This is a genomic window from Bradyrhizobium sp. BR 10289 (genome assembly GCF_019455385.1).
Lineage (GTDB): Bacteria > Pseudomonadota > Alphaproteobacteria > Rhizobiales > Xanthobacteraceae > Bradyrhizobium.
The window spans coordinates 162070-176843 of the sequence record NZ_JACOFR010000004.1 but is presented as its reverse complement, the minus strand read 5'-3'; the positions used below and the strand labels follow the sequence as shown (position 1 = coordinate 176843).

The 14774-nt window shown below is 64.8% G+C and carries 16 protein-coding genes; 10 read left to right on the top strand and 6 right to left on the bottom strand.

The window, feature by feature from the left end:
- Nucleotide 1: 1 nt before the first annotated feature.
- The 5 genes from HYH08_RS09710 (at nt 2) to HYH08_RS09690 (ending at nt 3751) form a co-directional block, all read left to right on the top strand.
- A complete protein-coding gene (locus HYH08_RS09710) occupies nt 2-304 on the top strand; it encodes a DUF4286 family protein (RefSeq protein ID WP_220009550.1) in 303 nt (100 codons plus the stop codon).
- Nucleotides 305-427: 123 nt separating this feature from the next.
- A complete protein-coding gene (locus tag HYH08_RS09705) occupies nt 428-1264 on the top strand; it encodes an ABC transporter substrate-binding protein (protein ID WP_220009549.1) in 837 nt (278 codons plus the stop codon).
- Between the two features lie 17 nt (nt 1265-1281).
- Nucleotides 1282-2013 carry an amino acid ABC transporter permease gene (locus tag HYH08_RS09700; RefSeq protein ID WP_220009548.1) on the top strand — a complete coding sequence of 244 codons (732 nt, stop codon included), beginning with the start codon at nt 1282-1284 and terminating at the stop codon, nt 2011-2013.
- Nucleotides 2010-2807: an amino acid ABC transporter ATP-binding protein gene (locus HYH08_RS09695; RefSeq protein WP_283844114.1), complete on the top strand. Its 798-nt coding sequence runs from the start codon at nt 2010-2012 to the stop codon at nt 2805-2807. Before HYH08_RS09700 ends, HYH08_RS09695 begins: the two co-directional genes overlap by 4 nt.
- Nucleotides 2808-2809: 2 nt before the next feature.
- On the top strand, nt 2810-3751 hold the full coding sequence (locus HYH08_RS09690) for a dihydrodipicolinate synthase family protein (protein ID WP_220009547.1): 942 nt from the start codon (nt 2810-2812) through the stop codon (nt 3749-3751).
- Between the two features lie 234 nt (nt 3752-3985).
- On the opposite strand, the gene HYH08_RS09685 is transcribed toward HYH08_RS09690, so the two are convergent.
- From HYH08_RS09685 to HYH08_RS09660, 6 genes are read right to left on the bottom strand one after another with little or no spacing between them, the layout of a single operon-like run.
- Nucleotides 3986-5296, bottom strand: a complete 1311-nt coding sequence (locus tag HYH08_RS09685; protein ID WP_220009546.1) for an LLM class flavin-dependent oxidoreductase — start codon at nt 5294-5296, stop codon at nt 3986-3988.
- 17 nt (nt 5297-5313) lie between these two features.
- Nucleotides 5314-6072 (bottom strand): ABC transporter permease, encoded by a 759-nt coding sequence (locus HYH08_RS09680; protein ID WP_220009545.1) that lies wholly within the window; start codon nt 6070-6072, stop codon nt 5314-5316.
- Nucleotides 6069-6884: an ABC transporter permease gene (locus HYH08_RS09675; protein ID WP_220009544.1), complete on the bottom strand. Its 816-nt coding sequence runs from the start codon at nt 6882-6884 to the stop codon at nt 6069-6071. The genes HYH08_RS09680 and HYH08_RS09675 overlap by 4 nt, the downstream gene beginning before the upstream one ends.
- Nucleotides 6881-7897, bottom strand: a complete 1017-nt coding sequence (locus HYH08_RS09670; protein ID WP_220009543.1) for an ABC transporter substrate-binding protein — start codon at nt 7895-7897, stop codon at nt 6881-6883. The genes HYH08_RS09675 and HYH08_RS09670 overlap by 4 nt, the downstream gene beginning before the upstream one ends.
- Before the next feature lie 23 nt (nt 7898-7920).
- Nucleotides 7921-8676, bottom strand: coding sequence for a class II aldolase/adducin family protein (locus tag HYH08_RS09665; RefSeq protein ID WP_220009542.1), 756 nt, complete (start codon nt 8674-8676; stop codon nt 7921-7923).
- Nucleotides 8673-9536: an ABC transporter ATP-binding protein gene (locus HYH08_RS09660; RefSeq protein WP_220009541.1), complete on the bottom strand. Its 864-nt coding sequence runs from the start codon at nt 9534-9536 to the stop codon at nt 8673-8675. Before HYH08_RS09660 ends, HYH08_RS09665 begins: the two co-directional genes overlap by 4 nt.
- Nucleotides 9537-9760: 224 nt before the next feature.
- On the opposite strand from HYH08_RS09660, the gene HYH08_RS09655 reads away from it, so the two are divergent.
- The 5 genes from HYH08_RS09655 to HYH08_RS09635 all read left to right on the top strand — a co-directional run bounded on the left by HYH08_RS09655 (nt 9761) and on the right by HYH08_RS09635 (nt 14665).
- Nucleotides 9761-10477 (top strand): GntR family transcriptional regulator, encoded by a 717-nt coding sequence (locus tag HYH08_RS09655; RefSeq protein ID WP_220009540.1) that lies wholly within the window; start codon nt 9761-9763, stop codon nt 10475-10477.
- A gap of 68 nt (nt 10478-10545) precedes the next feature.
- Nucleotides 10546-11325, top strand: a complete 780-nt coding sequence (locus tag HYH08_RS09650; protein WP_220009539.1) for an SDR family oxidoreductase — start codon at nt 10546-10548, stop codon at nt 11323-11325.
- A 7-nt stretch (nt 11326-11332) separates the two neighbouring features.
- Nucleotides 11333-12478, top strand: coding sequence for a pyridoxal phosphate-dependent aminotransferase (locus HYH08_RS09645; protein WP_220009538.1), 1146 nt, complete (start codon nt 11333-11335; stop codon nt 12476-12478).
- A gap of 12 nt (nt 12479-12490) precedes the next feature.
- Nucleotides 12491-13372 (top strand): alpha/beta fold hydrolase, encoded by an 882-nt coding sequence (locus HYH08_RS09640; protein WP_220009537.1) that lies wholly within the window; start codon nt 12491-12493, stop codon nt 13370-13372.
- A gap of 3 nt (nt 13373-13375) precedes the next feature.
- A complete protein-coding gene (locus HYH08_RS09635; protein ID WP_220009536.1) occupies nt 13376-14665 on the top strand; it encodes a Zn-dependent hydrolase in 1290 nt (429 codons plus the stop codon).
- The last annotated feature ends 109 nt before the right edge of the window (nt 14666-14774 follow it).

The following is a 14774-nucleotide window of genomic DNA, read 5'->3' as shown; positions in this document are numbered from 1 at the left end:
CATGGCGGACGAAGCCTTCATCCACATCGTACGGGTCGACATCGATCCCGAGCACGAGGCCGCGTTCAACGCCTGGTACGAGCAAAGGCATTTTCCTGATCTGCTCGCCTGTCCGGGCTGGCTGTCGGCGAAGCGTTTCGTCTCGGTCGGCGAGGGGCCGAAATATGCCGCCATGTACGAGGTTGCGGGACGCTGGGCGTTCGAGACGCCGGAGTTTCTGAAGGTGAAGGGTTTTGGCCCGTTCGAAACGCTCGTGAAGAATTTTATGCGCATCCAGCTCAAGCCGATGTCGGGACCGGCTTGAAGCGGATCAAGAACGATGCTGCCGGTCGTATCGAAAGATCGGGTTGACGGCATCCAAGAACGTTGAAGGGGAAAGCCGGGCGAGGAACTGCATCGGTCATTGGCGTCTTACTGGAGGTCTGAAATGTTCTCGACACTGCTTCGCTTGAGTGCCGCTGCCGCACTCGTTCTCGTATCGAATGCGGCGCATGCCGCCTGCACGCCCGCGATTGCCGACAGCGATCTGATCGCGCCCGGGAAATTGCAGCTCTCGATCAACCCGACCAATCCGCCGCAGCAATTCGTCGACAAGGACGGCCAGTTGCAGGGCCTCAACGTGGAGCTCGCCGCCGAGCTCGGCAAGCGGTTGTGTCTTCCGGTCGAACTCGTCCGGATGGATTTTCCCGCGATGATTCCCGCCCTGGGCGCCGCGCGCATCGACGGCGTCAATACCGGCATGTTCTGGACCGAGGAACGCTCGAAGCTCATGTACATGGTGCCTTACGCCATCCAGGCGATCTCGGTCGTGGTTGCGCCGGACAGCGGCACAAAAATTGCTATCGAAAACGACCTGATCGGAAAATCATCCGCGGTCGAGGTCAGCAGCTATCAGATGAACTGGCTCAAGAAGCTTAGCGATGCGAGCGTGGCGAAGGGTGGCGCGGCCGTCGAGATGCGGACGTTTCCGACCGCGACCAATGTCGTCAGCGCGCTGCTTGCGGGCCAGGTCGACAACGCGCTGCTGGTTGACAGCGTTGCGCGCGATCTCGTCGGACGCGGCCGCGTCAAGGAAGTGTTGAGCGGGCTCGGCACGGCCCGCACCACGCTCGGCTTCCGCAACAAGACGGTCGCCGATACCGTCGTCAAGGCGCTTAATGAGATGCGGGCTGATGGTTTCTACAAGGCGCTGTTCGACAAGTTCGGCCTGACCGCCATGCCGGCCGATCAGCCGCTCGCGATCGCCGGTCCCGGTCCGGCCTGAGATACGGAGACGAGCCGATGAGCCATTTCAGTCCGACGGCCGCCGTCAACTACTTCTTCAACTATTTTTTGATGAAGGGTGTGCTCGTCACCATCGGCCTGACGGTCGCAGCGGTGGTCGGCGGATTGATCCTCGGCATGGGCATCGCGTTGCTGCGCATGTCCTCCAACCCGATCCTGTCAGGCGCGTCGCGCCTCTACATCTGGTTCTTCCGCGGCACGCCGCTCTTGATCCAGCTTGTGGTGATCTACAGCGGCCTGCCGCAGCTGGGAATCAAGTTCAGCGTGATTACCTGCGCGCTCGTCGGGCTGATCCTCAACGAAGCCGCCTATCTCGCCGAGATCGTGCGCAGCGGCTTCATGGCGGTGTCGGCGGGGCAGCGCGAGGCGGCCTGGGCCCTCAGCCTCTCGCCCTGGGTGACGTTCCGCCGCGTGACGCTGCCGCAGGCGTTCCGGCTGATGATCCCGCCGCTTGGCAATTCCGTCAATTCGCTGCTGAAGGCGACCTCGCTGGCGTCGGTGATTTCGGTCGAAGAGCTGATGCGCCGCAGCGACATGCTGATGCAGGAGCACTTTCAGATCCTCGAAGTCTATGCCGCGGCAACGGCGTATTATTTGATCCTTACCTCCGTCTGGGATGCAATTCAGCGCCGACTGGAGAAGCATTTTGGCCGGTCGAGCGCAGCCAAGACCAGGCGGGTTGCGGCGAGGGCGCCGGTTGCGCAGGCGAGTGTGGAGGCTCGCGCATGAGCGAGATCGCGACGAATGCTGGTGGTGTCGAAGGCGCGGTGACGCAAACGAGATTGCGCGAGGTCCCAGCGGTGCGCATGGAAGCCGTCTACAAGCACTATGGCGACTTCACCGCGCTGAATGAGGTCGATCTCAAGGTCGCCAAGGGCGAGAAGATCGTGGTGTGCGGTCCCTCCGGCTCGGGCAAGTCGACGCTGATCCGCTGCATCAACCACATCGAGAAGCACGACGAAGGCCTGATCTACGTCAACGGCGTCGAGCTCGATCACCAGCGCAAGAACATCGATGCGGTTCGGCGAGACACCGGCATGGTGTTCCAGAGTTTTAATCTGTTCCCGCACATGACGGTACTGGAGAACTGCACTCTGGCGCCGATGACGGCGAACGGCATGAGCGAGGCGGAGGCCAAGGATCTCGCCATGCATTTCCTCACCAAGGTGCGGATTCCGGACCAGGCCGAGAAATATCCAGGGCAATTGTCGGGCGGCCAGCAGCAGCGCGTCGCTATCGCCCGCGCGCTGTGCATGCGGCCGAAGATCATGCTGTTCGACGAGCCGACCTCCGCGCTCGACCCCGAGATGGTCAAGGAAGTGCTGGAGACCATGAAGAAGCTCGCGGAGGAGGGCATGACCATGCTGTGCGTGACCCATGAGATGGGCTTTGCCCGCGAGGTTGCCGACCGAATCGTCTTCATGAACGAGGGCAAGGTGGTCGAGCAGGCCGCGCCTGAGGAGTTCTTCAAGAACCCGAAGTCCGAGCGCGCGCGGACGTTCCTCGACCAGATCATTCACTAGCGATGCAGGCCGCGGCGCGAACCCTCAGCGATCGGCTGCGCGGCATCCATGCCGCCACGATCGTGCCGATGGCTCCGGACTATGGAATCGACGAGGCGCAGCTGGCGATACATTTCGCGTCCGTCACGTCTACGCCCGGCATCAACGGGCTGTTGGTCAACGGCCATGCCGGCGAAAACTTCGTGCTGTCGTTCGCCGAAAAGCGGCGCGTGGTGGAGTTGGCGCGCGAGCACGCGCCGAAGGATTGCCTGATCGTCTCGGGCGTCAATCACGAATCCAGCCTGGAGGCTGCGCGAGAAGCCGCCGCGCTAGAGCAGGCCGGTGCCGACGGGCTGCTGGTGTTTCCGCCCAACAGCTGGGCGCTCGGTCATGCCGACGACTGCGTCATCGAGCATCACCGCCACATCCGCGATGCCACCACCGTGCCGCTGATGCTCTATGCCGCGCCCGTCGGCGCGGGCGCCATGGCCTATGCCCCGCCGCTTTTGGAGCGGCTGGTCGCCGATCCTCGCTTCGTCGCGATCAAGGAGGGGAGCTGGGAGGTTGCGACCTACGAGCAGAATTTACGGCTGATCCGCAAGATGCGGCCGGACTTCGTCGTGCTCGGCTCTGGCGACGAGCATCTGCTGACGAGCTACATCGTCGGCTCGGCCGGCAGCCAGGTCAGCCTTGCCTGTGTGGTGCCGGAGCTGGTGGCCTGCCTCTGGACTGCGGCCGAGGCCGGCGACTGGGAGAACGCGCGCGCCGCGCACGAGAAGCTCTATCCGCTGGCGGTTGCGATCTATCGCGATGCGCCGGGGGGACGCGCGACGGTGCGGCTCAAGGCCTGCCTGAAATTGCTGGGGCGCCTCTCATGTGACGCAGCCCGACCGCCGCAGTTACCGGCGACACCGAACGAGCTGCGTGCGCTCGAACAGGCGCTGTGTAGCGCCGGCGCGCTCTAAGGCGTAATGAGATTTGATGGGATCGTTACGGGCCGCGAACTCTGAACACCTCTGCCATAGGGAGAGGTCGGATCGCATCGAAAGATGCGATCCGGGTGAGGGGTTATGCTCTCACCGATTGTTGCGGCCCCTCACCCGGATTGCTCTGGACGATGCTTCGCATCGCCGAGCGCAATCCGACCTCTCCCCGCTGGGGAGAGGTGACCCGGGAGCGACCGATCGAACCTAATTCCATTATGCTCTAGCCGCGAAGAACGGATTGGCCGGACGCGCGAGGCCGAGATGATCGCGCAACGTCGTTCCCTCGTAATCCCTACGGAACAGACCGCGCTCCTGCAGGATCGGCACGACGAGCTCGACGAAATCCTCGAACCCTTCGTGGAAATAAGGTGGCATGACGTTGAAACCGTCGGCGGCGTGTTCCTCGAACCAGAGCTGGAGCGTGTCGGCGATGCGTTCGGCCGAGCCGCACAGCACCCAATGGCCGCGAGCGGCGGCGGTGAGATTGTAGAGATCGCGCAGCGTCATGTTCTCGCGGCGGCCCTTGGCGAGCATCACGCTGGCGAAGCTGTGATAGCTGTCGGACGGCGCGATATCCGGGATGGGACCGTCGAGATCGTAGGCCGACATGTCCCGCCCGAAGCGGTCGGACAGGATCGCGAGCGCGTTGCTGCCGCTGACGAAGCTCTGGAGCGTGTTGAGCTTCTCGAACGCCTCCTTGTCGGTGCGCCCGACGACCGGCATCACGCCCGGCAGCACGGTGACGTCCTCGGCCTTGCGTCCGTACGACGGCAGCCGCGTCTTCAACGATGCGTAGCCGGCCTTGGCTTCGTCGATGTCCTGCACGACCGAGAACACGATATCGGCCGTGCGCGCGGCGAGGGCCTGCCCGGCCTCCGAGCCGCCGGCTTGCAGCACGACCGGGCGGCCTTGCGGGCTGCGGCCGATGTTGAGCGGTCCCTTCACTTTGAAGAACGCGCCGTCATGGTCGATCGGGCGGAGCTTTGCCGGATCGATGTAGAGGCCGCTGGCGCGATCGGCGACGATGGCGTCATCCGCCCAGCCGTCCCACAGGCCCTTGACAACGTCGAGGAATTCGCCGGCCATCTCGTAGCGGCGGGCGTGGTCGGGATGGGTGGTGCCGAAATTCGCCGCGGTTGCCGGATTGGCCGTCGTCACCGCATTCCACGCGGCGCGCCCCCCGGAGATGTGATCGAGCGAAGCGAACACGCGCGCGACCGAGAACGGATCGCTGTAAGTGGTGGAGACGGTCGCGCCAAGGCCGATATGGCTGGTCGACGTCGCGAGCGCCGCCAGCATGGTCAGCGGCTCCAGCCGCAGCGTGTACGAAGGATGGGCGGCGGCATCGGCATAGAGATTGTCGCCCATGAAGATCAGGTCGAACTTGCCGCGCTCGGCGGTGCGGCCGATCTCCCGGATCGCGGCAAAGTCCTGAAAACTGTCGACCGCGCCGGGATAGCGCCAGCCGGCGACGTGGCTGCCGGTGCCCAGGATGAACAGGCCGAGATGCATCTGTCGTTTCATGGGTGCTTTTCCTGGCGTCACGTCCAGAACAGGATCTTGCGTTCGAGGAAGCCGATCAGGCCGAAGAAGGCGAGGCTGGCGGCGGAGGCGACGAAGATCGCCGACCAGACCTGGACGAAGTCGATCTGGAGCACGGCCTGGTAGATCACCCAGCCGAGCCCGCCGTGGGCACCCAGCATCTCGGTGACGATCGCCACGATGACGCTGCGCACCGTGGAGACGCGCATGCCGGCGAGCAGCAGCGGCAATGCAGTCGGCAGCCGCAGGCGCCAGAGTACGCCAAAGCGGCTGGCGCCGAAGCTTTTCATGAGGTCGACGGCGCGGCGATCGACTCGGTCGAGCCCGGCCAGCATCGACAGTAGGACAGTGAAACTCACGGCCATCGCGACCATCACGATCTTCGAGCTGACGCCGATGCCGAACCACAGCAGGATCAGCGGCGAATAGCCGACCACGGGCACCGAATTGATCGCGGTCGCGAGCGGCAGGATCGCCGAGCGAAGTGCCGGCGCCAGGGCGATGGCGACGGCAAGGCCGATGCCGATCAGGCAGCCGAGCCCGTAGCCCGCGAGCGCTTCGAGGAGGGTGTAGCCGGCGGCGTCGATGAGGATGGCACGTTTCGACCAGAGGCCCACGATGATGTCGCTGACGGCGGGAAGCACGTAGGCCGGCAGATGAAATCCGCGCGCGGTCCCTTCCCAGCACGCGATCAGGAAAACAGCGCCCAAAATGCCGCGCTGGACGGCGAGCGAGGGGGAGGCGAGTGCGCGGCTCATTGCTCGGCGCTCCAGAACACGAGCCGTCGCTCGACCGCTGCGACCACCGCGTAAAAGCCGGTGCCGAGCAGGGCGGCGGCGAGCAGGGCGCCCCAGATCGCGACGACATTCTCGGTGAACATGGCCTGGAGCAGCAGCACGCCGAGCCCGGTGGTGTCGCCGAACCATTCGCCGACGATGGCGCCGACGAGACTCAACGAGGCCGCGAGTCGCAGCGCCACGAAGATCTGCGGCAGCGCGGTCGGCAGTTGCAGGCGCAGCAGGAGCTGGCGGTTGGAGGCGCCGAAGCTGCGCATCAAATCGACCTGCTTGGGGTCGACGGTCTCGAGGCCCAGCAGCGTGTTCACCGTCACCGGAAAGAACGTGAGGTAGAACGCAATGATCGCCTTGGCGAGCAGCGTATTGCCGAACCACAGCACCACCAGCGCGCCGAAGGCGATCACCGGAATGGTCTGCGACACCACGAAGATCGGAAAGATCATCTCGCGCAGCGCACGGACGCGAAAGAACACGACGCCCGTGAGCACGCCGAACGCGCCGCCGGAGGCAAAGCCGATCAGCGTTTCGGCCAGGGTGCGCAGGAAGCCGTCGACAAAGGCGCGAGGCGTCGCCGCCATCGTCATCAGGATCGTGCTGAGGCGCGGCAGGTAATAGGGCCGGATGCCGAACAGAAGCACGGCGCCTTCCCAGATCACCGCGGCAATGGCGAGGCCGAGCAGCAGCCGGATCAGCTTGCGCAGCGAATCCGGCATCGAGACCGACTGCGCGCTGGCGCGGCCGCTACCCATCGATGTCGCGGCAGGGCTGCTCACGGCAGCCGGTCCGCCGCCGGGATGCTCTGGATGAAGCTGGCATCATAGGCCGCTGCGAGATCGACCGGCTTGGAGATGACGCCGTACTTCAGGAAGAAGTCGTGGGCGGTCTTCACCGCGTCGGGATCGATCCAGAACAGGCCGTTCTTCGCCGCCGCGCCCGCCGTCATCAAGCGCTTCACCTCGGTCAGCATGAACTCCTGCTGCGCGCGATCGAGTGTCGGGGCTGTCGCCATCACGGTATCGACGGCGCCCTTGGGATCGGAGAACGCGTCCTTCCAGCCCTTGAGCGAGGCGCGCAGGAAGGCCTTGACGAGCTCCGGCTTCTCCTTGGCGGTCGCTTCGCCCACGATCAGCGTGTCGCGCGGGAAGGTGATGCCGTAATCCTCGGCGACGAAGGTCTTCAGGTTATCCTTCGGCATGCGCGACTGGATGGTATAGAACTCGTTGTAATAAGTCGCCGTAATGACATCGACGCTGCCATCGACGAACGGCGTCACCGAGACCTGCTGCGGCTGAATCTTCACTTCGTCCGGCTTGATGCCTTCCTTGGCCAGCATGCCGTTCAGCACATGATTGGCGCCGGTGAACCAGGTGGTGACGGTCTTGCCCTTGAAATCCCGGATCGTCTTCACCGGACCGTCTTTGCGGGTAACGAAGATGAAGGGCGTGATCTGGTGCGAGACGCCGATGCAGACGATCGGCAGGCCCTTGTCGCGCGCCGCGAACACGCTGTCGGTGCCGCCCGAAAGGCCGAACGTGTCCGCGCCGGTTGCGACCAGGTTCTCGGTCAGCAGATTGGGCCCGCCCGGATTGATGGTGAGGTCGATGCCCTCGGCCTTGTAGTAGCCCTTGGCGGCAGCGACGTAGAAGCCGGCGAACTGGGCCTGCGGCAGCCATTTCAGGCGCAGGCTCGCCTTCTGCAACTCGGCGGCTGGCGCGGCCGTGACCAGCGAGCCTGTCGCCAAGGCGATGGCGGAGAGGAGGGAGACAGCGTGGCGACGGCTCAACATGGTCATACTCCAGGCGGTGAAAATCAATTGCGATAGGATGGATCGGTACGGTCGAGCTGGCGCATCAGCGCCGGCCATTCGCGTTCGCCGGGCACGAGGATGTCGCCCTGCAAGTCCCAGAACTGGCGGGCCGCTTTCTCGCAGACCTCGCGCGGCGGCATCACCAGTTTTGCGCCGGACGCCGCCGCCGCCTGCATCTGCAGCTGGATCCGCGCGGCGCGCTCGAAATAATAGAGCAGCATGAAAGCCTCGCCCGGCGTGCGGCCGGTGGTGAGAATGCCGTGGTTGCGCATCAGCATCACCTTGTGCGGGCCGAGATCGCGCACCAGGCGCGCCTGCTCGTCGAGGTCGATGGCGACGCCTTCGTAGTCGTGAAAGGCCTGGCGCTCGTAGAAGCGCATCGCGAACTGGCTGAGCGGCAACAGGCCCTTCTCCTGACCTGAGACCGCAACGCTCGCGTCGGAATGGGTGTGCAGCACGCAGGCCGCGTCATGGTTCGAGGTGTGGATCGCGGCATGGATGACGAAGGCGGCGACGTTCACGGCCTGTGGCGTGTCGTCGAGCTTGTTGCCCTTGGTGTCGATCTTGACGAGGCTCGAGGCCGTGATCTCGTCGAACAACAGGCCATAGGGATTGATCAGGAACTGATCGTCATGGCCAGGCACGCGCAGGGAGATGTGATTGTAGATCAAATCGTCCATGCCAAGCCTGGCGACCATGCGATAGCAGGCGGCGAGCTTGACGCGGGCATCCCATTCGGCCGGATCGATTCCGCTCATTGCGACGTCTCCTGCGCGATGGCGGATTGGAACGACTTCATGCTTTCCTCCTCGATCGCATCGAGCAACGTGCGCTTGAGACGCACGAATTCGGGAGAGGTGACGATCTCGGGCTTGCGTGGGCGCGGCAGGTCGACGACCTGCTCCAGCTTCACCGAGCCGGGACGCGCTGTCATCACCAGCACGCGGTCGCCGAGGAAGATGGCTTCATCGACGTCGTGGGTGATGAAGAGAATGGTGCGGCGGTATTTCTGCCAGACGTCGAGCAGCCAGCGCTGCATCATCGCCCGCGTCAGCGCGTCGAGCGCGCCGAACGGCTCGTCGAGCAGCATCAGGTCGCGCTCGAACAGGAAGGTGCGCATCAGGGCCACGCGCTGGCGCATGCCGCCGGACAATTGATTGGGATATTGCTTCTCGAAGCCGGCAAGCCCGAACTCGGGCAGCATCTTCAGCGCCTTGGCGCGCGCCTCGTCGCGGTTCATGCCTTCGACCTCGAGCGCGAGGATGGCGTTGTCGACGACGTTGCGCCAGGGAAACAGCAAATCGCGCTGCGGCATGAAGGAGACGCGGCCGAGCAGGTCGCTCGCATGGCAGCTGTTGCCCTCGAAGCGCAGGATACCGCCGGCGTCGGGCTCTTCGAGGCCGGCGACGATGTTGAAGAGCGTGCTCTTGCCGCAGCCGCTGGGTCCGACGACGGTGACGAACTCGCCGGGGGCGACGCTCGCCTGAAGTCCGGACAGTGCCGCAACGGCGCCAAAAGTCTTGTTGATCGCACGCAGCTCGAGCAGCGGCTCGGGCTTAGCCGGAGCCTGTGGGGCTTCGATGGTCGGTCCGGGATCGGGGAGGCGGGCGGCCTGCACCAGCATGTCCTTGTATAATGGCGGCGGCCATTCGCATACGAAAGCGAGCCGCGTCGAAATCTCTTAGCAACTCGTGTGCCAGTGCGATTCCCGGACAAATCAGGCATAAGACTTGCGAGATCGACAGCGAACAGTCCGGAGAGACGCGCCTCTCCAGCGGAGAATAGGTCATTTCGCGGGTATATGAGCGCCAGTATGTATACTTATATTGGCATCGGAGAAACATGATGGCGGATATTGGTGCACATGGGGGAGGCAAGCGCGTCAAAAATGGGCACGAGACCCTCGACCTGAGCCCCGGCATGACGCTCGCCGAGAGCCTGCGCCAGAAGCTCGAAGGAGCGATCGCTGCCGGCCATCTGGAGCCTGGCAGCCGGCTCGACGAGCAGGAGATCGCCCAGCGTTTTGGCGTCTCGCGCACGCCGGTGCGGGAGGCCTTCCGCCTGATGGCCGCCAACAACCTGGTCGAGCTGCGTGGCCGGCAGGGCGCTACCGTCCGCAGCATCAAGGCGCAGGCGCTGATCGAGATGTTCCAGGTCATGGCGGAGCTGGAAGGGCTCTGCGCGCGGCTTGCCGCAAGGCGCGTGTCCCCGGCCTGGGGTTCCGAAATTGGCGAGATTCACCAGCGGCTTGTGGCTGCAGGCGAAACCGGCGAGATCGACGTCTTCTACGACATCAACCAGGAATTCCACGAGGCGATCTATGAAGCCTCGCGCAACACTTTCCTCGCCGACCAGACTCGCAGGCTGCGCAATCAGGTGGCGGCCTATCGCCGCCGGGTGACGCGGATGCCGAACCGGATCGCGGACACGGTCCGGGAGCACGAGGCAATCATGCAGGCGATCCTGGCTCACGATCCCGAGCGGGCGCACAGCGCCATGCGCGACCACGTCAACCTGCTCGGCGACAATTTGCTGGACTTCCTCGCCGCCTTCGAATGACCTCCGCGATCTCTTGGTATGCAAATTGCTAGACCTTGTATATCTAGCTGGCATCCTGGAGACCCCGCGTGGACCTGAAGCTGACGAACAAGACCGCCCTGATCACCGGCGCGTCGAAAGGAATTGGACTGGCGGTGGCCGAGCTGTTCGCCGCGGAGGGCTGCCATTTGCACCTTGCCGCCCGCAATGGCGAGGCGATGCTCGAAGCCAAGAAGGCGCTCGAAGCCCGCCATGGCGTGAAGATCACCATCCATGCGCTCGACCTGTCGAGCACGGCTGCGATGGAGAAGCTCGCGGCCGAGGTCGGCGATATCGACATCCTCATCAACAATGCCGGCGATATCCCGGCGGGCTCGCTGGAGATCCTCGACGACGCCGCCTGGCGGCGCGGCTTCGATCTCAAGGTGTTCGGCTACATCACGCTGTCGCGTCTCTATTATCCGCGCATGAAGGGCAAGGACGGCGTCATCCTCAACATCATCGGCAATTCCGGTGAGAACTGGGACGCGAGCTACATCGCCGGCTCGACCGGCAATGCGGCGCTGATGTCCTTCACCAAGTCGCTCGGCGGCCGCAGCCTCGATCACGGCGTGCGCGTCGTCGCGGTCAATCCGGGGCCGGTCGCCACCGACCGCATGCTCAAGATCATGAAGCGCAAGGCGATCGACATGCTCGGCGATGAAAGCCGCTGGGAGGAGCTGTTCGACAAATATCCGGGCAAGCGCCCGGCGACGTCGGAAGAGGTCGCCGATCTCGTCGCCTTCCTGTCCTCACCGCGGTCCGGCTACATCACCGGCACGGTGGTGACGATCGACGGCGGCATTGCCGCGCGCGGCTCGGTGATCTGAGGCGCCGATGTCCGGAGCGCAATCGGCGGCCCTAGTCCGCAACCGCTATTTCGACGAACTCTCGGCGACGCCGGGGCTCTACTGGCTCGGCCAGAACACCAACCATATCGAGAGCCACCCCGCCGTGCGCGAGGCGATGCTTCGATCGATCGAGGCCGGCGAGTTCAATGCCTATGCGCCGCCGCTGGGCTTCGAGGCGCTGCGCGCGGCGATCGTCGCCGATCTCGGCGTGCCAGGCGCGGAAGCGCTGGTGACCGAGGGCGGCGTCAACGCGCTCGCCATGATCTGCCGCGCGCGCTGCAAGCCCGGTACCACGCTGGTCACGACCGATCCGACCTGGAAATGGCCGTGCCTGTTCGCGCGCCAGCAGGGCGCCGAGGTGATCGAGATTCCGATCTACAATCCCGCCTGCAACTATCGCCTGACGCCAGAGGCCTTGAGGGCGAATGTCGATGAGCGCACTGCGATCATCTATCTCGTCGATCCGAACAATCCTCTCGGCATCTGCTATACGCGCGAGGAGATCGAGAGCTTCGCGGCGATCGCCCGTAATTGCGGCGCGCTGCTGGTGCATGACTGCACCTATCGCGATTTCGCCGATGGCCACACGCCGGCGCTTCATGTGGCGCCGCAAGGCACGGTGGTCTCGACCAGCTTTTCGAAATGGCTCGGGCTCGCGGGCTTGCGCATCGGCGCGCTGGTCGCGGCTCCCGATCTGTTCGAGGAACTGGCGCAGACCTCAACCAGCGTGCTCGGCGCCAGCGTCATCGCCCAGCGCGCGGCGCAGGCGGGATTGGCGGTCAAGGCCGAATGGATGAAGAAGGTGCGCAGCACCGACCGCGCCAACAAGGCGATGATCCAGGAGGCGGCGGCCGGCATCGAAGGCCTCGCGCTGCCGATCATGCCCTCGCACGGCAACTTCCTGGTGCTCGAGACCATCGCGGCCGGCGTCCGCCCCGAGGCGCTGGTCGAATGCTATCGCCGCCAGGGCATCATGATCCGCCAGGGGACCTATCACACCCAGCGCTTCGGCGACCGTTTTGTGAAGATCAGCACCTCGGTGCCGCGGGCCTGGGTCGAAAAGCTCTGCACGCTGCTGCCGGACATGGTCGCGCAGGCGCGCACGCTCAACGATCTGCCGCCGCAATTCTAGGGGATGATGCCGATGACGATGATCACAGCCAAGGACGGCGTGAAGCTTCATGTGGAGGAGGCCGGCGAGGGCACGCCGATCCTCTTCATCCACGAATTCGGCGGCAATCACGAGAGCTGGGAGCCGCAGCTGCGCTATTTCAGCCGGCGTCACCGCTGCATCAGCTACGCCGCGCGCGGCTATCCGCCGTCGGAGGTGCCTGAGAGCATGGAGGCCTATTCACAGGCGATCGCCGCTGATGATGCCGTCGCAGTTCTCGACGCGCTCGGAATCGACAAGGCGCACGTCGTCGGCCTCTCGATGGGCGGCTTCTGCACGGTGCATTTTGGCCTGCGCACGCCGGAGCGCGCGTTGTCGCTGACGGTCGCCGGCGCCGGTTATGGCTGCGAGAAGGAGTTCGAGGAGTATTTTCGCGGCGTCTCGCTGGAAGTCGCTGATAATTTCGAGACGCAGGGGGCGAAGGAATTCGCGAAGATCTACGCGCTCGGGGCGAGCAGGGTGCAGTTCCAGAACAAGGATCCGCGCGGCTGGCAGGAATTCGCCGATCGCCTCGCCACCCATTCCGATCGCGGCGCCGCTAACACCATGCGCGGCGTCCAGGCGCGGCGACCGTCCTTCTACGATCTCGAAGACGGTTTGAAAAAGATGATGGTGCCGACGCTGGTCGTCGTCGGCGACGAGGACGATCACTGCCTCCAGCCCGGCATCTTCCTGAAGAAGACCATTCCGGCCTGCGGCCTCTCGGTTTTTCCCAAGACCGGCCACACGCTCAATCTGGAAGAGCCGGCGGCGTTCAACGCGCTGCTCGCCGAGTTCATCGCGCAGGTCGAGGCCGGACGCTGGCTGCCGCGCGATCCCCGCGCGCTGCCGGGCCAGATCATGCGCACGACATAATCGATGACGAGCCAGCCTCTGATCAACGCCGACCGGCTCTGGGCCCGCCTGATGTCGCTCGCCGAGATCGGCGCGACGCCGGCCGGCGGGGTCAACCGTCAGGCACTGAGCGATGGCGAGATCGCCGCCTGGAGCCGCGTGATCGGCTGGGCGGTCGAAGCAGGCTTGACGCCGTCGACGGATCCGGCGGGAAATCTGTTCCTGACGCTGGCCGGCCGCGATCGATTAGCGCCGCCGCTTCTTCTCGGCAGTCATATCGACAGCCAGCCCACCGGCGGCAAGTTCGACGGCGCCGCCGGCGTGATGGCGGCGCTTGAAGCGGTCGTGTCACTCGCCGAGCAGGGCGAGACGGCGGCGCGCGACGTCATCGTCGTCGCCTGGATGAACGAAGAAGGCTCGCGCTTCGCGCCGGGCATGATGGGCTCGGAGGCTTTTACGGGCGAGCGCGACCTGGATGCGATCCGCGCCGCGCGCGATGCCGACGGTATCACCGTCGGCGAGGCGCTCGATCGCCTTCACCAGGCTTTTCCGGACGTATCGCATAAACCGCTCGGCTTTGCGGTCGGAGCCTATCTCGAACTGCACATCGAGCAGGGGCCACTGCTGGAGGCGGCGGGCCGTACCATCGGGGTCGTCACCGGTATTCAGGGCAAGAAGACGTTTCAGGTCGTCGTCGAGGGCGGCGAGGGCCATGCCGGCACGCTGGCGCAGTCGGAGCGGCGGGATGCGCTCGCGGCCTTTGCCAAGGTGGCGAGCGCGCTTCATGCCGAGATCGGCACCATCGATGCCGACATCAAGTTCACCATCGGCCGGGTGACGGTGGTGCCGAACGCACCGTCGGTGGTGCCATCGCGCGTCAGCTTCAGCATCGACCTGCGCCATCCTGACAATGCCGTGCTCGATGCGGCCGGCGCGCGGATCAAAGTTCTTTGCGATGACAACGCCTCGCCTTGCACGGTGACGGTGACGCCACTCGTCGATGCGCCGTCGAACGCCTTCGATCCGCGCCTGCGGACGAGTATCGCGGAGGCCGCGCGAGAGCAGGGGCATTCCGCGATGGATATCCTCTCCGCGGCCGGACACGATGCCCGTCATCTCGCCAAGGTTTGCCCCGCCGCCATGATCTTCATCCCGTGCCACGACGGCGTGAGCCATGTCGAGCACGAATGGGCGGAAGCTGCTCATGTTGCCGCCGGAGCGTCAGTGCTGGCGCAGGTGCTGCGCGGGCTCGCCTTTGCGCCTGCTATCGAGCCAGCTGAGGCTGGACCCGAATCCGCGATTGGCCCATCCTGAGGCGAGGTCGGCGGCCATCGCCGCCGCTCCAGCACCCGCCTCTCTATGATGGACAAGAGCCGTCAACCGCACCAGCGCGTCTCCCTTGCGGGGATGCATATCGACCGGA